21 protein-coding genes and 1 pseudogene are annotated in these 22,887 nt (G+C 51.3%); 6 read left to right on the top strand and 16 right to left on the bottom strand.

Features of this window, described 5'->3' with window-relative positions; all coding sequences use genetic code 11:
* Positions 1-5 precede the first annotated feature (5 nt).
* The 3 genes from nagC to nagB are packed head-to-tail and all read right to left on the bottom strand — an operon-like array spanning position 6 to position 3,243.
* The gene (gene nagC / locus HGD79_RS08320) at positions 6-1,226 is read right to left on the bottom strand and encodes a DNA-binding transcriptional regulator NagC (RefSeq protein WP_000187594.1); all 1,221 of its coding nucleotides are present in this window, start codon (positions 1,224-1,226) and stop codon (positions 6-8) included.
* A gap of 8 nt (positions 1,227-1,234) precedes the next feature.
* On the bottom strand, positions 1,235-2,383 hold the full coding sequence (gene nagA / locus HGD79_RS08315) for an N-acetylglucosamine-6-phosphate deacetylase (protein WP_000271168.1): 1,149 nt from the start codon (positions 2,381-2,383) through the stop codon (positions 1,235-1,237).
* A 59-nt stretch (positions 2,384-2,442) separates the two neighbouring features.
* A complete protein-coding gene (nagB, locus tag HGD79_RS08310) occupies positions 2,443-3,243 on the bottom strand; it encodes a glucosamine-6-phosphate deaminase (protein ID WP_001237072.1) in 801 nt (266 codons plus the stop codon).
* A 332-nt stretch (positions 3,244-3,575) separates the two neighbouring features.
* On the opposite strand from nagB, the gene nagE reads away from it, so the two are divergent.
* Positions 3,576-5,522: a PTS N-acetyl glucosamine transporter subunit IIABC gene (gene nagE / locus HGD79_RS08305; protein ID WP_001023104.1), complete on the top strand. Its 1,947-nt coding sequence runs from the start codon at positions 3,576-3,578 to the stop codon at positions 5,520-5,522.
* Here the strand turns inward: nagE and HGD79_RS26845 are convergent.
* Positions 5,492-5,614 (bottom strand): hypothetical protein, encoded by a 123-nt coding sequence (locus HGD79_RS26845; RefSeq protein WP_001297734.1) that lies wholly within the window; start codon positions 5,612-5,614, stop codon positions 5,492-5,494. The two genes, nagE and HGD79_RS26845, sit on opposite strands and share 31 nt — an antisense overlap.
* 110 nt (positions 5,615-5,724) lie before the next feature.
* Here HGD79_RS26845 and glnS point away from each other — a divergent pair, with 110 nt between their 5' ends.
* The 3 genes from glnS to chiQ all read left to right on the top strand — a co-directional run bounded on the left by glnS (position 5,725) and on the right by chiQ (position 9,617).
* Positions 5,725-7,389: a glutamine--tRNA ligase gene (gene glnS / locus HGD79_RS08300; RefSeq protein ID WP_001287154.1), complete on the top strand. Its 1,665-nt coding sequence runs from the start codon at positions 5,725-5,727 to the stop codon at positions 7,387-7,389.
* Positions 7,390-7,834: 445 nt separating this feature from the next.
* Positions 7,835-9,241: a chitoporin gene (gene chiP / locus HGD79_RS08295; protein WP_001258839.1), complete on the top strand. Its 1,407-nt coding sequence runs from the start codon at positions 7,835-7,837 to the stop codon at positions 9,239-9,241.
* Between the two features lie 49 nt (positions 9,242-9,290).
* Entirely contained in the window at positions 9,291-9,617 is a 327-nt protein-coding gene (chiQ, locus tag HGD79_RS08290) for a ChiQ/YbfN family lipoprotein (RefSeq protein ID WP_000733592.1), read from the top strand.
* A gap of 83 nt (positions 9,618-9,700) precedes the next feature.
* Here the strand turns inward: chiQ and fur are convergent, their stop codons facing one another.
* The 5 genes from fur to ybfF all read right to left on the bottom strand — a co-directional run bounded on the left by fur (position 9,701) and on the right by ybfF (position 12,303).
* A complete protein-coding gene (gene fur / locus HGD79_RS08285) occupies positions 9,701-10,147 on the bottom strand; it encodes a ferric iron uptake transcriptional regulator (RefSeq protein ID WP_000131702.1) in 447 nt (148 codons plus the stop codon).
* On the bottom strand, positions 10,140-10,226 hold the full coding sequence (gene uof / locus HGD79_RS08280; RefSeq protein WP_001406816.1) for a fur leader peptide: 87 nt from the start codon (positions 10,224-10,226) through the stop codon (positions 10,140-10,142). Before uof ends, fur begins: the two co-directional genes overlap by 8 nt.
* A 209-nt stretch (positions 10,227-10,435) precedes the next feature.
* Positions 10,436-10,966: a flavodoxin FldA gene (fldA, locus tag HGD79_RS08275; protein ID WP_001018618.1), complete on the bottom strand. Its 531-nt coding sequence runs from the start codon at positions 10,964-10,966 to the stop codon at positions 10,436-10,438.
* 139 nt (positions 10,967-11,105) lie between these two features.
* Complete coding sequence (gene ybfE, locus HGD79_RS08270) at positions 11,106-11,399, bottom strand: LexA regulated protein (RefSeq protein ID WP_001300829.1); 294 nt, start codon at positions 11,397-11,399, stop codon at positions 11,106-11,108.
* Positions 11,400-11,538: 139 nt separating this feature from the next.
* Positions 11,539-12,303 (bottom strand): esterase, encoded by a 765-nt coding sequence (gene ybfF, locus HGD79_RS08265; RefSeq protein ID WP_021534187.1) that lies wholly within the window; start codon positions 12,301-12,303, stop codon positions 11,539-11,541.
* 184 nt (positions 12,304-12,487) lie between these two features.
* Between ybfF and seqA the strand changes: the two genes are divergently transcribed.
* Complete coding sequence (gene seqA / locus HGD79_RS08260) at positions 12,488-13,033, top strand: replication initiation negative regulator SeqA (protein ID WP_000848387.1); 546 nt, start codon at positions 12,488-12,490, stop codon at positions 13,031-13,033.
* A 25-nt stretch (positions 13,034-13,058) separates the two neighbouring features.
* Complete coding sequence (pgm, locus tag HGD79_RS08255) at positions 13,059-14,699, top strand: phosphoglucomutase (alpha-D-glucose-1,6-bisphosphate-dependent) (RefSeq protein WP_000974363.1); 1,641 nt, start codon at positions 13,059-13,061, stop codon at positions 14,697-14,699.
* 55 nt (positions 14,700-14,754) lie between these two features.
* Here the strand turns inward: pgm and potE are convergent.
* The 7 genes and pseudogenes from potE to kdpC all read right to left on the bottom strand — a co-directional run bounded on the left by potE (position 14,755) and on the right by kdpC (position 22,883).
* Positions 14,755-16,075, bottom strand: a pseudogene (gene potE, locus HGD79_RS08250) (putrescine-ornithine antiporter).
* Positions 16,072-18,270, bottom strand: coding sequence for an ornithine decarboxylase SpeF (gene speF / locus HGD79_RS08245; protein WP_001297242.1), 2,199 nt, complete (start codon positions 18,268-18,270; stop codon positions 16,072-16,074). The pseudogene potE and the gene speF overlap by 4 nt, the downstream one beginning before the upstream one ends.
* 310 nt (positions 18,271-18,580) lie before the next feature.
* On the bottom strand, positions 18,581-18,685 hold the full coding sequence (gene speFL, locus HGD79_RS08240; RefSeq protein WP_001312672.1) for a leader peptide SpeFL: 105 nt from the start codon (positions 18,683-18,685) through the stop codon (positions 18,581-18,583).
* Positions 18,664-18,798 carry a hypothetical protein gene (locus HGD79_RS26965; RefSeq protein ID WP_001299172.1) on the bottom strand — a complete coding sequence of 45 codons (135 nt, stop codon included), beginning with the start codon at positions 18,796-18,798 and terminating at the stop codon, positions 18,664-18,666. Before HGD79_RS26965 ends, speFL begins: the two co-directional genes overlap by 22 nt.
* A 161-nt stretch (positions 18,799-18,959) precedes the next feature.
* Positions 18,960-19,637, bottom strand: coding sequence for a two-component system response regulator KdpE (gene kdpE / locus HGD79_RS08235; RefSeq protein WP_000186103.1), 678 nt, complete (start codon positions 19,635-19,637; stop codon positions 18,960-18,962).
* Positions 19,634-22,318, bottom strand: a complete 2,685-nt coding sequence (kdpD, locus tag HGD79_RS08230; RefSeq protein WP_001297245.1) for a two-component system sensor histidine kinase KdpD — start codon at positions 22,316-22,318, stop codon at positions 19,634-19,636. The genes kdpE and kdpD overlap by 4 nt, the downstream gene beginning before the upstream one ends.
* On the bottom strand, positions 22,311-22,883 hold the full coding sequence (gene kdpC / locus HGD79_RS08225) for a K(+)-transporting ATPase subunit C (protein ID WP_001297248.1): 573 nt from the start codon (positions 22,881-22,883) through the stop codon (positions 22,311-22,313). Before kdpC ends, kdpD begins: the two co-directional genes overlap by 8 nt.
* Between the last annotated feature and the right edge of the window lie 4 nt (positions 22,884-22,887).

The following is a 22,887-nucleotide window of genomic DNA, read 5'->3' as shown; positions in this document are numbered from 1 at the left end:
GCACATTAATTTTCCAGCAAATGCTGGAGCAAAATACCGTTGAGCATGGCGCGTTTTACCAGCGCAAAAGCGCCGATTGCCGAGCGGTGATCCAGCTCAGAACGTACCACCGGCAGATTAGTGCGAAACGCCTTCAGCGCCTGGGTATTAATGCAGCTTTCAATAGCAGGGAGCAGCACTTTATCGGCTTCGGTGATTTCACCGGCAATAACAATTTTTTGCGGATTAAATAAGTTGATAGCAATGGCGATGGTTTTACCCAGATGACGACCGACATACTCAATTACTTCCGACGCCAGACTATCGCCTTTGTTCGCGGCTTTGCAGATAGTTTTGATGGTGCAGTCGTCCAGCGGCACGCGGCTCTGGTAGCCCTGCTTTAACAGATTCAACACCCGTTGTTCAATGGCAGCGTTGGCGGCGATAGTTTCCAGGCAGCCAAAGTTGCCGCAGTGGCAGCGTTCACCCAGCGGTTCGACCTGAATATGGCCAATTTCACCGACGTTGCCGTTGCGGCCAATAAAAATGCGCCCGTTAGAGATGATTCCGGCCCCGGTTCCGCGATGGACACGCACTAAAATGGAGTCTTCGCAATCCTGACTTGCACCGAAGTAGTGCTCCGCCAGCGCCAGACTACGGATATCGTGACCAACGAAACAGGTCACTTTAAAACGTTCTTCCAGAGCTTCTACCAGCCCCCAGTTTTCTACCTGAATATGCGGCATGTAATGAATTTTGCCGCTGTCCGGGTCAACAAGCCCTGGCAGGATCACCGAAATCGCGATCAGCTCGCGCAGTTTGCGCTGGTAGCTATCAATAAACTGAGCAATGGCATTCAACAGGGCATGTTCCAGCGTTTGCTGGGTACGTTCCGGCAGCGGGTAATGTTCTTCTGCCAGCACTTTGCTGCTGAGATCAAACAGGGTGATGGTGGCGTCGTGACGACCAAGCCGTACGCCGATTGCGTGGAAATTGCGGGTTTCGGTGACGATGGAGATAGCGCGGCGGCCCCCGGTGGAGGCCTGCTGATCAACTTCTTTGATCAGCCCGCGTTCGATAAGCTGACGCGTAATTTTGGTTACGCTGGCGGGGGCAAGCTGGCTTTGCTCGGCAATCTGAATCCGCGAGATTGGCCCGTACTGGTCAATCAGGCGATAAACCGCCGCGCTGTTAAGCTGTTTTACGAGATCAACATTACCTATCTGAGCTTGTCCGCCTGGTGTCATACTTTCTCTTATTGAGTTACGACCTCGTTACCGTTAACGATGGTCTTGGTGATTTTAAAATCAGGTGTGAATGCGGTCAGGTTGGCTACTTTACCTGCGGCGAGCGTGCCGAGACGTTTTTCAACGCCAATCGCACGCGCCGGATAGAGCGTCGCCATACGCAGCACTTCATCCAGTGCGATACCGCAATGTTCGACCAGATTACGCACGCCTTCAATCATGGTTAAGGATGAACCGCTTAACGTACCGTTCTCATCCACACAAAGTCCGTTACGGTAGTATATTGTTTTACCCGCAAAAATGAACTGTTCAATGTTGGCACCTGCTGGCGCGGTGGCGTCGGTAACCAGACACAGTTTGTCGCCTTTAAGGCGTTTAGCGTTACGAATGTTGGCGTAATCAACATGCAGGCCATCAGCGATAATACCGCAATAAATGTCAGCTTCGTCGAGGATCGCGCCCGCCAGGCCCGGTTCACGACCGGTAATATACGGCATCGCGTTGTACAGATGGGTGGCAAAGGTAATCCCCGCGCGGAAACCGGCTTTTGCTTCTTTCAACGTCGCGTTGGAGTGACCGGCAGAAACCACAATCCCGGCATTTGCCAGTTTGCTGATGACTTCCGCAGGAACCATTTCCGGTGCCAGGGTCACTTTGGTAATGACGTCGGCGTTTTCACACAGGAAATCGACCAGCGCGGCATCAGGCTTACGCACAAAATTCGGATTATGGGTGCCTTTTTTTACCAGATTCAGCCACGGACCTTCCAGATGCAGACCTAACGCCTGATTCGGATGTCTTGCCAGGTACTCGCGCATAACGCGCACGCCCTGTTTCATCAGCTCATCGCTGGTGGTGATAAGCGTCGGCAGATAGTTAGTACAGCCTGATTTCTCATTGGCTTTCTGCATGATTTCCAGCGTTTCCACGCTGACCGCTTCAGCGGTGTCGTTAAACTGTACGCCGCCGCAGCCGTTTAACTGCACATCGATAAAACCGGGGGAGAGAATGGCCCCGTTCAGTGAACGTTGTTCGATCTCTGGCGGCAGTTCCGCTACCGGACAGACGCTTTTAATCAGGCCATCAGCGATAACAACCGCGTGGTCATCAAGAAATTCGTGGCCGGTAAAGATCCGGCCCTGGGTTAATGCATACATTCTGACCCCCGATTTTAAAAAATATTGCCCTGAGCAAGGAGCCAGGGCAGGGATAACAATTACAGACCTTTGATATTTTCTGCTTCTAATTCATTGAAATATCTTAAAGTCTTAACTTTCAGCTCCATGGTGGAAGGTTCATCGCACACCATGATCGCTTTTGGATGCAGTTGCAGACAGCTGATGGTCCACATGTGGTTCACGCAACCTTCAACTGCAGCCTGCAGTGCCAGTGCTTTCTGGCTACCCAGCACCAGAATCATCACTTCTTCGGCATCCAGCAATGTACCAACACCGACAGTCAGGGCATATTTTGGCACCTGATTGACATCGTTATCAAAGAAACGAGAGTTCGCGACGCGAGTGTCATGAGTCAAGGTTTTGATACGAGTACGAGAAGCCAGAGAAGACGCCGGTTCGTTAAATGCAATATGACCGTCGTTACCTACACCGCCCATAAACAGATGAATTTTTCCGTAAGAACGGATTTTTTCTTCATACTGGCGGCATTCGGCGTCGATATCCGGGGCGTTGCCGTTGAGAAGGTTGATGTTTTCTGCTGGAATATCAACGTGATCGAAGAAATTACGGTGCATAAAGCTGTAGTAGCTTTCCGGATGCTCTTTCGGCAGACCGACATATTCGTCCATGTTGAAGGTGACAACGTGCTTAAAGCTGACCTGGCCTGCTTTATGCATTTCAACTAACGCTTTATAGGTGGTCATCGGCGTGCCGCCAGTCGGCAGGCCCAGAACAAACGGACGATCGGCAGTCGGTTTGAACGCATTGATACGATTGACGATATGGCGAGCAGCCCATTTGCCGACCTGTTCAGCGGTAGTCAGGGGGATCAGTCTCATTATTCACCTCAATAAGTAAAATGTAAGCCGTTGGCGGATTAGGCATCTTTAAGCGTAACCTGGATTTGCGCAGACAGGCGTCAATCCGACCTGATTTTTTGAATGATAAAATAAGTTTTCTGCTTTAGCCAGTAAAAGGGAGTGATGATAACGATATTTGGTGACAAAACTCACAAAAGACACGCGTTTAATTTGCGATACGAATTAAATTTTCACACACTCTGTAGCAGATGATCTAACAATCTGATTACAGAACATCGGCAGTACAATTTGCAGCAAAATAAAAATACGGCTTTAAACGAGCCAAATAGGGTTCTCGTAGGGGGAATAAGATGAATATTTTAGGTTTTTTCCAGCGACTCGGTAGGGCGTTACAGCTCCCTATCGCGGTGCTGCCGGTGGCGGCACTGTTGCTGCGATTCGGTCAGCCAGATTTACTTAACGTTGCGTTTATTGCCCAGGCGGGCGGTGCGATTTTTGATAACCTCGCATTAATCTTCGCCATCGGTGTGGCATCCAGCTGGTCGAAAGACAGCGCAGGTGCGGCGGCGCTGGCGGGTGCGGTAGGTTACTTTGTGTTAACCAAAGCGATGGTGACCATCAACCCAGAAATTAACATGGGTGTACTGGCGGGTATCATTACCGGTCTGGTTGGTGGCGCAGCCTATAACCGTTGGTCCGATATTAAACTGCCGGACTTCCTGAGTTTCTTCGGCGGCAAACGCTTTGTGCCGATTGCCACCGGCTTCTTCTGCCTGGTGCTGGCGGCCATTTTTGGTTACGTCTGGCCGCCGGTACAGCACGCTATCCATGCAGGAGGCGAGTGGATCGTTTCTGCGGGCGCGCTGGGTTCCGGTATCTTTGGTTTCATCAACCGTCTGCTGATCCCAACCGGTCTGCATCAGGTGCTGAACACCATCGCCTGGTTCCAGATTGGTGAATTCACCAACGCGGCGGGTACGGTTTTCCACGGTGATATCAACCGCTTCTATGCCGGTGACGGCACCGCGGGGATGTTCATGTCCGGCTTCTTCCCGATTATGATGTTCGGTCTGCCGGGTGCGGCGCTGGCGATGTACTTCGCAGCACCGAAAGAGCGTCGTCCGATGGTTGGCGGGATGCTGCTTTCTGTTGCTGTTACTGCGTTCCTGACCGGTGTGACTGAGCCGCTGGAATTCCTGTTCATGTTCCTTGCACCGCTGCTGTACCTCCTGCACGCACTGCTGACCGGTATCAGCCTGTTTGTGGCAACACTGCTGGGTATCCATGCTGGCTTCTCTTTCTCTGCGGGGGCTATCGACTACGCGTTGATGTATAACCTGCCGGCCGCCAGCCAGAACGTCTGGATGCTGCTGGTTATGGGTGTTGTCTTCTTCGCTATCTACTTCGTGGTGTTCAGTTTGGTTATCCGCATGTTCAACCTGAAAACGCCGGGTCGTGAAGATAAAGAAGACGAGATCGTTACTGAAGAAGCCAACAGCAACACTGAAGAAGGCCTCAATCAACTGGCGACCAACTATATTGCTGCGGTTGGCGGCACTGACAACCTGAAAGCAATTGACGCCTGTATCACCCGTCTGCGCCTGACCGTGGCTGACTCTGCCCGCGTCAACGATACGATGTGTAAACGTCTGGGTGCTTCTGGTGTAGTGAAACTGAACAAACAGACTATTCAGGTGATTGTTGGCGCGAAAGCAGAATCCATCGGCGATGCGATGAAGAAAGTCGTTGCCCGTGGTCCGGTAGCCGCTGCGTCAGCTGAAGCAACTCCGGCAACTGCCGCGCCTGTAGCAAAACCGCAGGCTGTACCAAACGCGGTATCTATCGCGGAGCTGGTATCGCCGATTACCGGTGATGTCGTGGCACTGGATCAGGTTCCTGACGAAGCATTCGCCAGCAAAGCGGTGGGTGACGGTGTGGCGGTGAAACCGACAGATAAAATCGTCGTATCACCAGCCGCAGGGACAATCGTGAAAATCTTCAACACCAACCACGCGTTCTGCCTGGAAACCGAAAAAGGCGCGGAGATCGTCGTCCATATGGGTATCGACACCGTAGCGCTGGAAGGTAAAGGCTTTAAACGTCTGGTGGAAGAGGGTGCGCAGGTAAGCGCAGGGCAACCGATTCTGGAAATGGATCTGGATTACCTGAACGCTAACGCCCGCTCGATGATTAGCCCGGTGGTTTGCAGCAATATCGACGATTTCAGTGGCTTGATCATTAAAGCTCAGGGCCATGTTGTGGCGGGTCAAACACCGCTGTATGAAATCAAAAAGTAATCTGCTTTATGCCTGATGCGACGCTTGAGCGTCGCATCCAACAATGACAAGCGGTGGAGATCTTCTCTGCCGCTTTTTTTTTCATCAATCATCCCCATAATCCTTGTTAGATTATCAATTTTAAAAAACTAACAGTTGTCAGCCTGTCCCGCTTATAAGATCATACGCCGTTATACGTTGTTTACGCTTTGAGGAATCCACGATGAGTGAGGCAGAAGCCCGCCCGACTAACTTTATCCGTCAGATCATCGATGAAGATCTGGCCAGTGGTAAGCACACCACAGTACACACCCGTTTCCCGCCGGAGCCGAATGGCTATCTGCATATTGGCCATGCGAAATCTATCTGCCTGAACTTCGGGATCGCCCAGGACTATAAAGGCCAGTGCAACCTGCGTTTCGACGACACTAACCCGGTAAAAGAAGATATCGAGTATGTTGAGTCGATCAAAAACGACGTAGAGTGGTTAGGTTTTCACTGGTCTGGTAACGTCCGTTACTCCTCCGATTATTTTGATCAGCTCCACGCCTATGCGATCGAACTGATCAATAAAGGCCTGGCGTACGTTGATGAACTGACGCCGGAACAGATCCGCGAATACCGCGGCACCCTGACGCAACCGGGTAAAAACAGCCCGTACCGCGACCGCAGCGTTGAAGAGAACCTGGCGCTGTTCGAAAAAATGCGTGCCGGTGGTTTTGAAGAAGGTAAAGCCTGCCTGCGTGCGAAAATCGACATGGCTTCACCGTTTATCGTGATGCGCGATCCGGTGCTGTACCGTATTAAATTTGCTGAACACCACCAGACTGGCAACAAGTGGTGCATCTACCCGATGTACGACTTCACCCACTGCATCAGCGATGCCCTGGAAGGTATTACGCACTCTCTGTGTACGCTTGAGTTCCAGGACAACCGTCGCCTGTACGACTGGGTGCTGGACAACATCACCATTCCTGTTCACCCGCGCCAGTACGAATTCTCGCGCCTGAATCTGGAATACACTGTGATGTCCAAGCGTAAGCTGAACCTGCTGGTGACCGACAAGCACGTTGAAGGCTGGGATGACCCGCGTATGCCGACCATTTCCGGTCTGCGTCGTCGTGGTTACACTGCTGCTTCTATTCGTGAGTTCTGCAAACGCATCGGCGTGACCAAGCAGGACAACACCATTGAGATGGCATCGCTGGAATCCTGCATCCGTGAAGATCTCAACGAAAATGCGCCGCGCGCAATGGCGGTTATCGATCCGGTGAAACTGGTTATCGAAAACTATCAGGGCGAAGGCGAAATGGTTACCATGCCGAACCATCCGAACAAACCGGAAATGGGTAGCCGCCAGGTGCCGTTTAGCGGTGAGATTTGGATCGATCGCGCCGATTTCCGCGAAGAAGCTAACAAGCAGTACAAACGTCTGGTGCTGGGTAAAGAAGTGCGTCTGCGTAATGCTTACGTCATTAAGGCAGAACGCGTGGAGAAAGATGCCGAAGGCAATATCACCACCATCTTCTGTACTTATGACGCCGACACCTTAAGCAAAGATCCGGCAGATGGTCGTAAAGTCAAAGGTGTTATTCACTGGGTGAGCGCGGCACATGCGCTGCCGGTTGAAATCCGTCTGTACGACCGTCTGTTCAGCGTGCCGAACCCTGGTGCTGCGGATGATTTCCTGTCGGTGATTAACCCGGAATCGCTGGTGATCAAACAGGGCTTTGCTGAACCGTCGCTGAAAGATGCGGTTGCGGGTAAAGCATTCCAGTTTGAGCGTGAAGGTTACTTCTGCCTCGACAGCCGCCATTCCACAGCGGAAAAACCGGTATTTAACCGCACCGTTGGGCTGCGTGATACCTGGGCGAAAGTAGGCGAGTAATTTTAAGTTCTACCAGGCCGGGTGAGGCATTTACGTCGCATCCGGCAAGAAATAGCAAACAATCCCAAACGCCGCACTCTGCGGCGTTTTTTCTGCTTTTCTTCGCGAATTAATTCCGCTTCGCAATTTATCCATAAAATAAATTTAAAATCACAAACCATAATTAAATAAAATGTAACCGCTTTCATCTTGCTGGAAATTCACGCTTTTATTCTTCTGCAAGCCTTTCAACCGCAAACTTAAGCCTTGTAACAAAAATCATCAAAATATGTGCGGTTGCTCATGTTCTTACATTCTGGTTACAGAAAGAGATTGATAATTCGCGTCGCGAAAAATAGTCTGTTCCTGTAGTCAGCGAGACTTTTCTCAACGCTACTTTTTTAATTTTTATTTTTTCGCTGTTCACCTTTGGTGCAGCAATTTATACGTCAAAGAGGATTAACCCATGCGTACGTTTAGTGGCAAACGTAGTACGCTGGCGCTGGCTATCGCCGGTGTTACAGCAATGTCGGGCTTTATGGCAATGCCGGAGGCTCGCGCCGAAGGATTCATCGACGATTCAACCTTAACCGGCGGTATATATTACTGGCAGCGTGAACGCGACCGTAAAGATGTTACCGACGGCGACAAATACAAAACCAACCTTTCTCACTCCACCTGGAATGCCAACCTCGATTTTCAGTCCGGTTATGCTGCTGATATGTTCGGCCTTGATATTGCTGCGTTTACGGCGATTGAAATGGCGGAAAACGGCGACAGCTCCCACCCGAACGAAATCGCGTTTTCAAAAAGTAATAAAGCCTATGACGAAGACTGGTCCGGCGACAAAAGCGGTATAAGCCTGTATAAAGCTGCGGCCAAATTTAAATACGGTCCGGTTTGGGCGAGGGCAGGTTACATTCAGCCAACTGGTCAAACGCTGTTAGCGCCGCACTGGAGCTTTATGCCAGGTACTTATCAGGGGGCGGAAGCCGGGGCGAATTTTGATTACGGCGATGCTGGTGCGTTGAGTTTCTCCTACATGTGGACCAACGAATACAAAGCGCCGTGGCATCTGGAAATGGATGAGTTTTATCAGAACGATAAAACCACCAAAGTTGATTATCTGCACTCCCTTGGGGCGAAATACGACTTCAAAAATAACTTCGTACTGGAAGCGGCATTTGGTCAGGCGGAAGGGTATATCGATCAATATTTTGCCAAAGCCAGCTACAAATTTGATATCGCCGGTAGCCCGTTAACCACCAGCTACCAGTTCTATGGTACGCGCGATAAAGTTGACGATCGCAGCGTCAACGACCTTTATGACGGCACCGCCTGGCTGCAAGCGTTGACCTTTGGTTACCGGGCGGCTGACGTAGTGGATTTGCGCCTCGAAGGCACCTGGGTTAAGGCTGACGGTCAGCAGGGATACTTCCTGCAACGTATGACTCCAACCTACGCTTCCTCCAACGGCCGCCTGGATATCTGGTGGGATAACCGTTCCGACTTCAACGCCAACGGCGAAAAAGCGGTCTTCTTCGGTGCGATGTATGACCTGAAAAACTGGAATCTTCCAGGCTTCGCCATCGGCGCTTCCTACGTTTACGCATGGGATGCTAAACCTGCGACCTGGCAGAGCAATCCGGATGCGTACTACGACAAAAACCGGACTATTGAAGAGTCTGCCTACAGCCTGGATGCGGTCTACACCATTCAGGACGGCCGCGCCAAAGGCACGATGTTCAAACTGCACTTCACCGAATACGACAACCACTCTGACATCCCAAGCTGGGGCGGCGGTTACGGTAACATCTTCCAGGATGAGCGTGACGTGAAATTTATGGTAATCGCACCATTCACCATCTTCTGATGCCCGACGCGGCAGGTTTTGTGCCTGCCGCACGTTTGAGGAATTTGCTATGAAAAAACTGATTCTCATCGCCATGATGGCATCGGGGCTGGTAGCTTGTGCGCAATCAACCGCGCCACAGGAAGACAGTCGTCTGAAAGAGGCATACAGCGCCTGTATCAACACCGCACAAGGTTCGCCAGAAAAAATTGAAGCCTGCCAGAGCGTGTTAAACGTGCTGAAGAAAGAAAAACAACATCAGCAGTTTGCCGACCAGGAAAGTGTACGCGTACTGGATTATCAGCAGTGTCTGCGCGCAACGCAAACCGGTAATGACCAGGCGGTGAAAGCCGATTGTGATAAAGTTTGGCAGGAAATTCGCAGTAATAACAAATAAGTGAGAGCTGTAACTCTCGCTTTTCTTATTTCCCTTGCATAAAAAAGCCAACCCGCAGGTTGGCTTTTCTCGTTCAGGCTGGCTTATTTGCCTTCGTGCGCGTGCTCATCTTCGCGGCAATCGCCTTCGGCACAGTGACCGTAAAGATAGAGACTGTGGTTAGTCAGGCGAATGCCATGTTTTGCGGCAATTTCACGCTGACGCGCTTCGATGGAATCATCACTAAATTCGATAACCTTGCCGCAGTCGAGGCAGATCAGGTGATCGTGGTGATGTTGCTGTGTCAGTTCAAATACGGATTTACCGCCTTCAAAATTGTGGCGGGTGACGATACCAGCGTCGTCAAACTGGTTCAGTACGCGATATACCGTAGCCAGACCAATTTCTTCACCCATATCGATCAGACGTTTGTATAAATCTTCCGCACTGACGTGATGGTTGTCCGGCTCCTGAAGAACTTCCAGGATTTTTAAACGAGGAAGCGTTACTTTCAGGCCAGCTTTCTTTAGGGCGGTATTGTTATCAGTCATGCGGAATCTGTCCTGTTACTAAGCGGTTCACTTCATTAGAAGAAGTGACAGAATTTGCTCTTGAGATAATGCGTATCATTATAGAATTGCCACGCCTAAATGAAAACCACAAGTCCCTGGCAAATATTGTTAATAAAAACGTGGCACAGCTTACATTTACAACGGCAAGGCCACTTGAACACCGGGACATTGTACAGGTACAACAGCAAAAGTTACAAATTTGTAGCAATTATTTTGATTGGCATTATCTATTAATACGGCGTAGACATGAGTCTACGCCGCATCACATCAGGCATTGAGAATTTCGTCGAGATGCAACTCTTCAGAAATCTGTTTAACCCATTTTTCTACACGTTCAGCGGTCAGTTCCGGCTGACGGTCTTCGTCGATAGCCAGACCGACAAAGTGGTCGTCATCTGCCAGACCTTTTGATGCTTCGAAATGATAGCCCGCAGTTGGCCAGTGACCAACGATGGTTGCACCGCGCGGTTCAATGATGTCGCGGATGGTGCCCAATGCGTCGCAGAAATATTCGGCGTAATCTTCCTGGTCACCACAACCAAACAGCGCAACCAGTTTGCCATTGAAATCAATCTCTTCGAGAGTCGGGAAGAAGTCATCCCAGTCACACTGCGCTTCGCCGTAATACCAGGTTGGGATGCCCAGCAGCAGAATGTCATAAGCTTCCAGATCTTCTTTGCTGCTTTTTGCAATGTCATGGACATCGGCAACGTCTTTACCAAGCTGTTTTTGAATCATTTTTGCGATATTTTCGGTATTACCGGTGTCGCTGCCGAAAAAGATGCCAGTGATAGCCATGAGTGAAATAACCTCTTGAAACTTATTGAAATGGGGGTGGAAAATTGCCCACGGATAAAGGCAATCATAGCAGAACAGGCAGTCTTGCGGAATCAGCAAACGAGCAGGACTGCACACTGTGCTACATGAAAGTGGAAATTTAAACGATGCCCTGACTACGCAGCGCCGCCAGTTGCTGCATTAACATCTCTTCGATCAGTTCGCTACGGCTCATATTGCGCGATTCCGCCAGCTCGTTCAGCGCCTCGACAGCTTCCGCGTTCAGCTTCAGTTCGACACGCTTAAGGCCACGTACTTTGTCGCGTTTTAGTTGGTTGCGTTTATTAATACGCAGCTGTTCATCGCGCGAAAGCGGATTAGTTTTCGGTCGTCCCGGTCGACGCTCGTGCGCGAACAGATCTAATGTCGTACGGTCCGTTTGTTCTTTGGCCATGATCTTGGTGACTTCGGGGGAAACAATCAGCCAGGCCTCTGCCCGGATGGATAGCGCGCCATAATACATCAGCGCGATGAGTCACGCCAACGCCCACGCGCGGAAAGCGACGCGGACGCTGGGTTTTTAATCAGTTGCGTTAATCATTGAGATAGCGACGGATAGCGCGTAATACCGCATCCGGTTTTTCAGCATGGACCCAGTGACCCGCGCCTGCAATCACATGCGCCCGTGCCTGTGGAAATTGTTCCAGTAAATCATCACGGTACTGCTCGCTAACATACGGAGAATTGCCGCCAGGGATAAACAGGGCAGGGTGATCCCATGCCAGGATTTTCTCCCAACCCACAATATGCGGATACTGATCCCACAATACCGGCACGTTAAAGCGCCACTCCCCGTCAACAAAAGATTTCAACAGAAACTGAATCACCCCTTCTTCATTAAGATGCTGGCGCATTATTGCTGCTGCTTGCTGGCGAGTTTGTGCGTCCGATTCACTGACCGCGTTGATAGCTGCGAAAATCTCATCATGACGGCGTACGTGATAGTCGACCGGCGCGATGTCAATCGCCACCAGTTTATCGATGCGATCGGGGGCCAGTGCAGTAAGTGCCATTACCGCTTTACCGCCCATGGAGTGACCGATAAATGTTGCTTTGTCGATCTGCAGTGCATCCAGAGTATCAACAAGATCCTGCGCCATCGTCGGGTAATTCATCACCGGATCTCTCGGTGAAAGACCGTGGTTACGCATATCAACCTGGATGATATTGTGATCATTTACCAGATCGCGAGCCAGTACGCCAAGGTTGTCGAGGCTACCAAACAGACCATGGACAAGAACGATGGGAGAATTATTGTGCTGGTTTTGTGCAGTTTGCGCGCGGATATTCAATTTCATGGCAAAGTTCTTTTTTTCGCGTTGTCGGGTTAGGGTATTATGTTGACCATTGTGCCACAGGGCTGCAACAAATAAGGTTTATTCCGAGTTTTTCTGCAAGCCAGGCTTGACGCTATCCGCTGCCGGGATTTATTCATATACTCCTGGCGACTTGTATTCAGCTAAGACACTGCACTGGATTAAGATGAAAACGATTGAAGTTGATGATGAACTCTACAGCTATATTGCCAGCCACACTAAGCATATCGGCGAGAGCGCATCCGACATTTTACGGCGTATGTTGAAATTTTCCGCCGCATCACAGCCTGCTGCTCCGGTGACGAAAGAGGTTCGCGTTGCGTCACCTGCTATCGTCGAAGCGAAGCCGGTCAAAACGATTAAAGACAAGGTTCGCGCAATGCGTGAACTTCTGCTTTCGGACGAATACGCAGAGCAAAAGCGAGCGGTCAATCGCTTTATGCTGCTGTTGTCTACACTATATTCTCTTGACGCCCAGGCGTTTGCCGAAGCAACGGAATCGTTGCACGGTCGTACACGCGTTTACTTTGCGGCAGATGAACAAACGCTGCTGAAAAATGGTAATCAGACCAAGCCGAAACATGTGCCAGGCACGCCGTATTGGGTGATCACCAACACCAACACCGGCCGTAAATGCAGCATGATCGAACACATCATGCAGTCGATGCAATTCCCGGCGGAATTGATTGAGAAGGTTTGCGGAACTATCTAAAACGTTGCAGACAAAGGACAAAGCAATGGCAATCCACAATCGTGCAGGCCAACCTGCACAACAGAGTGATTTGATTAACGTCGCCCAACTGACGGCGCAATATTATGTACTGAAACCAGAAGCAGGGAATGCGGAGCACGCGGTGAAATTCGGTACTTCCGGTCACCGTGGCAGTGCAGCGCGCCACAGCTTTAACGAGCCGCACATTCTGGCGATCGCTCAGGCAATTGCTGAAGAACGTGCGAAAAACGGCATCACTGGCCCTTGCTATGTGGGTAAAGATACTCACGCCCTGTCCGAGCCTGCGTTCATTTCCGTACTGGAAGTGCTGGCAGCGAACGGCGTTGATGTCATTGTGCAGGAAAACAATGGCTTCACTCCGACACCTGCCATTTCCAATGCCATCCTGGTTCACAATAAAAAAGGTGGCCCGCTGGCAGACGGTATCGTGATTACACCGTCCCATAACCCGCCGGAAGATGGTGGTATCAAGTACAACCCGCCAAATGGTGGCCCGGCTGATACCAACGTCACCAAAGTGGTGGAAGACAGGGCCAACGCACTGATGGCCGATGGCCTGAAAGGCGTGAAGCGTATCTCCCTCGACGAAGCGATGGCATCCGGTCATGTAAAAGAGCAGGATCTGGTGCAGCCGTTTGTGGAAGGTCTGGCCGATATCGTTGATATGGCGGCAATTCAGAAAGCGGGCCTGACGCTGGGCGTTGATCCGCTGGGCGGTTCCGGTATCGAATACTGGAAGCGTATTGGCGAGTATTACAACCTCAACCTGACCATCGTTAACGATCAGGTCGATCAAACCTTCCGCTTTATGCACCTTGATAAAGACGGCGCGATCCGTATGGACTGCTCCTCCGAGTGTGCGATGGCGGGCCTGCTGGCACTGCGTGATAAGTTCGATCTGGCGTTTGCTAACGACCCGGATTATGACCGTCACGGTATCGTCACTCCGGCAGGTTTGATGAATCCGAACCACTACCTGGCGGTGGCGATCAACTACCTGTTCCAGCATCGTCCGCAGTGGGGCAAAGATGTTGCTGTCGGTAAAACGCTGGTTTCTTCTGCGATGATCGACCGTGTGGTCAATGACTTGGGCCGTAAGCTGGTAGAAGTACCGGTAGGTTTCAAATGGTTTGTTGATGGTCTGTTCGACGGCAGCTTCGGTTTTGGCGGCGAAGAGAGCGCAGGGGCTTCCTTCCTGCGTTTCGACGGCACGCCGTGGTCCACCGACAAAGACGGCATCATCATGTGTCTGCTGGCGGCGGAAATCACCGCGGTCACCGGTAAGAACCCGCAGGAACACTACAACGAACTGGCAAAACGCTTTGGTGCGCCGAGCTACAACCGTTTGCAGGCAGCTGCGACTTCCGCACAAAAAGCGGCGCTGTCTAAGCTGTCTCCGGAAATGGTGAGCGCCAGCACCTTGGCAGGCGACCCGATCACCGCGCGCCTGACGGCGGCACCGGGCAATGGTGCTTCTATCGGCGGTCTGAAAGTGATGACTGACAACGGCTGGTTCGCCGCGCGTCCGTCAGGCACGGAAGACGCATATAAGATCTACTGCGAAAGCTTCCTCGGTGAAGAACATCGCAAGCAGATTGAGAAAGAAGCGGTTGAGATTGTTAGCGAAGTTCTGAAAAACGCGTAAACACATTTAATAAAAAAAGGGCGGTCGCAAGATCGCCCTTTTTTGCTTTGCTTTTTTAACCGTGTTTATTTTTCAGTTCAAAGCGTGGTGATACCAAGACCATACAGTGTCCAACCAAGGAAGGTCACGATGGAACCGTACAGCATGGCTTCTTCCCCGGATGAGTACAGCGCATAAAAGCTATACATCGCGCCAACAAAAGCAACAAAGTTTGCAACTTTCGCTTTTGAGGGGGGCACATTAGCGACCTTCTGAATAATGACTAATGCCGCCATTGACAGAATATACGGAATGATATTGGTCACCACGGCCAGGTTAACCAGCACGTTGAACTGACTGTTTAGCGACGGGCTAATCGTCATCAGCGCCAACCCGCTCTGGATAATCACAATGGTCAACATTCCCTGCACCGGTGCATCCACTTTGGTTACACGGGAGAAAATTTTAGGGAAGTAGCCTTCATCAGATGAAGATTTAAACACCTGGGCAATGGTGAACTGCCAGCCAAGCAGCGAACCGCAGCAGGACATCACCATCAGCGCCATAATGACTTTACCCACTTCTGGTGTGAACATCTGTGCGAAGGCCAGGCCAAATGGTGCCGTTGAATTTGCCAGCTCCATATTAGGCACAATCCCTGCAATCACGTTGGTGGAGACGATATAAATCACCGCCGCACCTAACGTACCGCCGAGTACCGCGATTGGCACATTACGTTCCGGGTTTTCCACTACATCAGTATTCGCACACGCAGACTCCAGACCGAGAAAAGCCCACAGCGTCATAGCGATGGAAGAACCTACTGCACTGAAGAACGGTGCATGATGCGGATTCCAGGAATCAACGTAAAGCGTCGGGCTAAACCAGAACCAGCCGATAATGCACAGGCCTACCACCGGAATAATGACCCCCCACACAGTAATGCTACTGATTTGCCCGGTAATGCGCGCACCACCAAAGTTAGCCACGGTACAAATCCACAGCACTCCGATGGTCGCAAGACCAATCTGCACTGGCGACAAACTCGCGCCGAGCAGTTCGGTGCCGTAACCAACCGCCGAAATAGCAATCGCGACGTTAGCAATCAGCAGCGAGACACCGTAGGTGTAGTTCGCCATAAAATTGCCGGACTTACCGAAAGCATACTCGGCATAACCGCCCATACCACCTGATTTACGGCTGAACATACCGCATTTTGCGAATGCCCATGCCAGTGCCATTGAGCCTACGGCTGTCACCAGCCAGGAGATAATTGAAATTGTCCCAACTTCGGCAAGCTTTGTCGGCAGCATGATGATACCGGAGCCCATCATGTTGACCATCGTCAGTATGGTTAACTGAACGACGCCCATTTTGTTCGATTTAGCCTGACTCATAATTTTTCCCCTTTCAACAGGGTGCTTTGCGCATCACGAGGCTTGATGACATAGCACCAAACTTGCTTACGACCATCATGTTCTTCGATATAGACACCCTGAAGCTCCGGTGCAAAACCTGGCAACAGGTTGATCCCTTCTTCCAGAGCGCTGAAGTAACGCAGAACAGCACCACCCCAGATTTCACCCGGAACAACGCACAGCACACCCGGAGGATAAGGAAGCGCACCTTCGGCAGCGATACGGCCTTCTGCATCCGGCAGACGAACCAGCTCCACTTCACCGCGTAAATAGGCGTAGTTGGCTTCTTGCGGATTCATGCTTACGCGTGGGAAGTGTTCCTTACGGAACATCTCTTTTTGCAGTTGTTTCACGTTGTGACGGGCATACAAATCATGCATTTCTTGACACAACTGACGCAGGGTATAACCGGCGTAGCGCTCTTCATGCTGTTTGTAGATGGAAGGCAGCACTTCTGCTAATGGCGCGTCGGACTCAAGCAGTTTTTCGAAGCGTACCAGCAGGGCAACAAGTTGCTGAAGCTTGGCCATATCTTCTGCCGGAGTCAGCAGGAAGAGGATGGAGTTAAGATCGCATTTTTCCGGCACTACGCCATTTTCGCGCAGGAAGTTAGCAAGAATCGTCGCGGGTACACCGAACGCTTCATATTCGCCGTTACGTGCATCAATACCTGGGGTTGTCAGCAACAGTTTGCAAGGATCGACAAAGTATTGATTCTCTGCATAGCCTTCAAAAGAATGCCAGTGTTCCCCTGGTACAAACTGGAAGAAGCGCAGATCAACCGCAATTTGCGCTGTTTCATACGACTGCCAGGGTTTACCATCCACCAGTTCAGGTACGAACGGACGAATATGCTGACAGTTATCGAGGATCAGTTTGCGGGCATTAATGCCATTTACCACACAATCCATCCACATATTACGACCGCTGACACCTTCATGCATTTTGGCGTTGATATCCAGTGCGGCAAACAGCGGATAGAACGGGCTGGTGGAGGCGTGCATCATAAAGGCGTTGTTCATGCGTTTGTGCGGTACATAACGCTGTTGCCCTTTGATGTGGCTGTCTTTTTTATGGATTTGTGAAGTTTGAGAAAAACCAGCCTGCTGTTTATGTACGGATTGCGTAACCAGAATACCCGGATCGTTCTCATTAAGATCCAGCAACAGCGGCGAACAGTCAGCCATCATCGGAATAAACTGTTCATAGCCGACCCATGCGGAGTCAAAGAGGATGTAGTCACACAGATGACCAATTTTATCCACCACCTGACGGGCGTTATAAATCGTACCGTCGTAAGTGCCTAGCTGAATAACGGCGAGGCGGAAAGGACGAGCCTCTTTTGCCCGCTGCGGTGCAACTTCTGTAATCAGCTCACGCAGGTAACTTTCTTCAAAACAGTGAGCGTCAATACCACCGATAAAACCATACGGGTTACGTGCGGTTTCCAGATAAACCGGTGTCGCGCCAGCCTGTAGCAACGCACCGTGGTGGTTAGATTTATGGTTATTGCGGTCAAACAACACCAGATCGCCCGGCGTCAGCAATGCGTTTAAGACCACTTTATTAGAAGATGAAGTACCGTTTAAAACGAAATAGGTTTTATCGGCATTAAAGACTTTAGCCGCATGCTGTTGTGCAATACATGGCGCACCTTCATGAATCAGCAGATCGCCCATTGCTACGTCAGCATTACACAAGTCAGAGCGGAAGAGCATTTCGCCAAAGTATTCCACGAACTGATTGCCTGCCGGATGGCGACGGAAAAACTCACCCCCCTGATGACCAGGGCAGTCAAAAGCACTATTGCCCTGATTAACATAATCGACCAGTGCGCGGAAGAAGGGCGGGCGCAGTTGCGTTTCATAATGGCTGGCAGCGGTTTCTAACTGACGTCCATAAAACTCTTTACGTGATTCGCAATGTTCGAAGACACCAGAAATACGTGGCAGATATTCTGCGGGTACACGTTCTTCATTTTCCGTTGCAATAAAAACAGGAATGTCATAGCCAGTAGCGTCTATTTCATCGAGTTTTCCACGTTCAACATCACTGACTGATAAAATAATGGCGGCAACGTCAATATAATTACTTTCGTCTATATTCACGCATGCACGATGAGTGGAAAAACAATCAGGGCAAGAACGACTAACGGCAATTTTTAATTCTGACATTTTGTTCATCTCTTTATTTCAGGTAATAGCAGGTCCTCAATTTCTCAAAGGAGAAATCGATCACGCCGGAAAAAAAGCAAAGCTCCACCGCTGATAAATAAATCAGTAGTTTGCTTTTTGCAGATGCAATAACCCAGACCAGCCCGGTAACTGGCTATACTCGTCATACCTCAAGTTGCAAGTGCTGCGACTCGAATTATTTAGAGTTTAAAAGGGTTAGCAGTATATGAGCACCGAGGAATACAGGTATTAACCTGTAATGCTTAAAGTCAGGGAGACCTGTACGTTGGGGTGCCCTTTAGTCAGAAGACTAGCGGGCATTAAAGAAATGAAAGTCAAAACTATTACGATGGGCAAACTTCATGATATGGGTTGTCCGCCTTATATGAGGCATTAAGCGGTTATTATTTTCCATTTACCTTTACCTCTTGCTGTGTCAGTTGAAGGTAGAGTTATTCTATCCATGAAATGGCTATAATCTGTGAAGAAGATCAACAAAAAACGATCATACCCCAAATAATAAATCATTAATTATGAATAGCGCCATATTAGATGCTGTTTTGTTATTTAAATGTTGTAATTTTGTGTTTTATATTTGCGTTAAGAAATTAAACCTGCCAAATAATAATATTCTTGGCAGGTTTAATAATAAATTAATAATTATTTAAGCGCATTTATTGAATAAACATTCATGGCATAAACCGATACCCAATACCGGTTTCAGTAATGAAATGGCGGGGGCGAGCGGGATCCTGTTCCAGTTTTTGTCGCAGATGTCCCATATAAATACGCAAATAGTGACTGTGTTCGACCGCGTTTGGCCCCCACACCTGATTGAGTAACTGGCGCTGGGTGAGCACTTTCCCGGCATTATTCAGCAGCACCGCCAGCAGGCGGAACTCAATCGGCGTGAGATGCACCTCTTCCTCACCCCGGTGAATCACGCGGGCGGCTAAATCGACGGTAACATCGGAAAATTTCACCAGCGGATCGGGCGCGGCGGTGGCGGAGTGGCGGCGTAAAGCGACGCGCAGACGGGCCTGCAATTCGCCAATGCCAAACGGCTTACTCAGATAATCATCCGCTCCGGCATCCAGCGCGGCGATTTTGTCGCTCTCTTCGCTGCGTGCGGAAAGCACAATCACCGGCACCGCGCTCCACTGGCGCAGGTCGCGGATAAACTCAATCCCATCACCATCGGGCAGGCCGAGATCGAGAATAATCAAATCTGGCTTACGGGTAGCCGCTTCCAGCAAGCCGCGTTGCAGCGTTTCGGCCTCATAGACGCGCATCCCGTCGCCCTCCAGCGCCGTGCGCAGAAAGCGACGAATAGCCTGTTCATCTTCAACAATCAGAACGTTTGTCACATATCCTCATGAAAGTCTTCAAGTTCAGGAGCGGTTTGCTGGGGAAGTGTAACACGAAAACAGGCACCACCTTCCGGTCGGTTGAACGCGGTAATAGTGCCCCCGTGTACATCCACTATCGCCCGACAAATTGCCAGTCCAAGCCCTACCCCCGGTACTGCCGACTCTTTATTCCCGCGAGCAAACTTATCAAATATCGTCTGCTCCTGGCCTGGCGGAAGACCGGGGCCGTTATCCCAGACATCCAGTTGTAGATTTTCGCCCTCAACGTGGGCATCGATACCAATTTCGGCCTGCGCACCCGCATATTTCACCGCGTTCTCCAGCAGATTAATCAGCACCCGTTCAAAGAGTGGCCCGTCAACGTGGATTAAGGTCAGCGGTTCTGGCAGAGAAAGATTGATGGGCGACGATAAACCCGGTTCCAGCATTTGCAGCGCGCTGCCGACTACTTCTTCCAGCGTTAACCACTCTTTCTTTAAATTAAAGCCGCCGGACTGAATTCGCGCCATATCCAGTAGATTATTCACCAGTCGGGTAGTGTTCAGCACATGCTGACGAATCTCGCTGGCCTGGCGGGCGTGGGGCGATCCTTCGCTTGCCAGATCGAGCGTTAAGATTTCTGCCTGACCAAACAGCACCGTAAGCGGCGTGCGTAAATCATGCGAAAGCGCCGCCAGCAGGGCGTTGCGGATCTGTTCACGTTCGCTTGCCATCCGCGCCTGTTCTTCACTGGCGGTCAGCGTCAGCCGCTCAAACGCATTGGCGACTAACAGCGTAAACGTCTCTAGCAGGCGCTGCTGCTCCGGGATCATCAACTGACGCAGATTCCCCGGTTCCACCACCACCAGTCCGTAGGTTTTCTCGCCGCTTTTTAGCGGCAAAATCTGGTACGGCACGCCGGGTAACGTGTCGGTGCCCGCACCCGCAGGCAGGCCTTTATCAAAACTCCACTGCGCGATGGCATCGTCCCATGGCGTCATTCCTTGCGGATGTGTTAACGGCTGCAATTTACCGTTGTCATCGGGCAACAACACCTGACTGCGGGCATGAAACGTGGAGGCAATAAATTGTTCGCTGGTGGCGGCGATGTCCTGCGGACTGCGGCCCACCGCCAGAGCTTTCGACATTTCATATAAGTGCCGTGTGCGTTGCTCGCGGTAACGGGCTACCCGCGCCTGATAACGCACACCCGCAGTAAGGTTCCCGATCACCAGCCCGACGGTTAACATCACCGCGAAGGTCAGCAGATATTGCACATCAGAGACAGCGAGCGTGCCGCGTGGGGCGATAAAAAAGAGATCGAAACTCACCACATTAATGACGGTAGCAACCACCGAAGGCCAGCGTCCATAAAATAGCGCCACCACCACCACGCCAAGCAGATACAGCATCACCAGGTTGGCGGCATCAAACGCCATCAGCCACTGCATGGCAATTAAAGTGATAACGGCGCATAACGCGGCGGCAACCACGCATCCCTGAATCTGTACCCGCCACTTGTCTTTAAAAGAGCGGCTATCCGGCGCGTTGTTAATCGTGCGGGCGGGTGGTTCATCAAGCGCGACCAGCACCTGATCGAGATCGGGGGCGATGCGCGCCAGTCGGTCAGCAAACGTTTCCCGACGCCACCAGCGGCGCGAGGCCGGGCGACCGAGAATAATCTTGCCGAGATTATGTTCACGGGCATAACGCACTACTGCTTTTTCTTCCGCTGGATCAGAAAGTGTAGCCGTCTCCGCGCCCAGCTCCTGCGCCAGACGTAAGGCGCTGAGAATTGCCCGACGTTTTTTTTCCGGTAAGCGATGCAGGGCAGGGGTTTCAACATACACCGCGTGCCAGACGCTACCCAGGCGCGAGGCCAACCGCGCCGCCGCGCGGACCAGTTTCTCACTGCCGGTGTTATGCCCGATGCATAAAAGGATCGCGTCGCGCGTGTGCCACACTTTCTCTTCACCAGGATGCCCCCGCCAGGCGCGCATTTGCTCATCTACGCGATCGGCAGTACGGCGCAGTGCCAGTTCACGCAGGGCGATCAGATTGCCTTTGCGGAAAAAATGTTCAATGGCGCGCTCCGCCTGCCCGGCAATATAGACTTTGCCTTCTTTCAGCCGCTGGCGCAGATCGTCCGGGGGCAAGTCCACCAGCACTACGTCGTCGGCGGCATCGAAAAAAGGATCGGGCACGGTTTCCCGTACCTGAATTCCGGTGACGCCGCTGACCACATCATTCAGACTTTCCAGATGCTGAACGTTGACGGTTGTGAAAACATCAATGCCAGCTTCCAGCAGTTCTTCGATATCCTGCCAGCGTTTAGGATGACGAGAACCTGGCGCATTACTGTGCGCCAGTTCGTCCATTAAGATCAGCGCCGGACGGCGGGCGAGGGCGGCATCGAGATCAAACTCGCTGATATGCCGCCCACGGTACGCCTGGCGTTTGGGCGGCAGAACAGCCAGCCCTTCAAGCATGGCGGCGGTATCTTTCCGCCCATGGGTTTCTACCACGCCAACCACAATATCCAGCCCTTGCGCCCGCAGTCGCTGGGCTTCTGCCAGCATCGCCCAGGTCTTCCCGACGCCTGCACAGGCACCGAAGAAAACTTTCAGCTTCCCCCGATGCGGCGCGGCAGTTTGTTCCAGCAGACGATCGGGGTCGGGACGTAAGGGTTCGTTATTCATCAAGTTTATCCAGCGCCAGATTGAGTTCAACAATGTTGACGACCGGCTGGCCGATATATTTCACCAGCGGTTGTTGGCTGTATTTTGCGATCAGTTGCGTGAGCTGTTCAACGCTGAGATTACGCGCTTTCGCCACGCGTGGGATTTGCCAGACCGCCGCTTGCGGGGTGATATTATTGTCCAGCCCGCTTGCCGATGCCGTCACCAGTTCAACCGGAACGTTCGTACTGGCATCCGGGTTAGCGGCCCGTAATGCAGCAACGCGTGCGGCTATTTGTTTATCCAGCTCAGGGTTACTGACCGCCAGATTGCTCCCGCCAGAAGCCTGTGGATTATAGGGCATTTCTGCCGTTGCCGACGGGCGACCCTGAAAATAGCCGTTGCCGGTAAAATTCTGCCCGATTAATGCCGAACCCCGCACCGTATCACCTTCACGAATCAACGAACCGTTGGCCTGCCAGGGAAACCACCATTGCCCCAGCACGGTGGTCAGCAGCGGGTAAACGCCGCCAGTAATCAATAACAGAAAGATAAATGTCGATAATGCCGGACGTAAGCCACGCATGGTA

Origin of the sequence: Escherichia sp. SCLE84, from assembly GCF_012584495.1 — a bacterium.
Classification (GTDB): Bacteria; Pseudomonadota; Gammaproteobacteria; order Enterobacterales; family Enterobacteriaceae; genus ECMA0423.
This window is presented reverse-complemented; position numbering and strand designations above follow the sequence as displayed.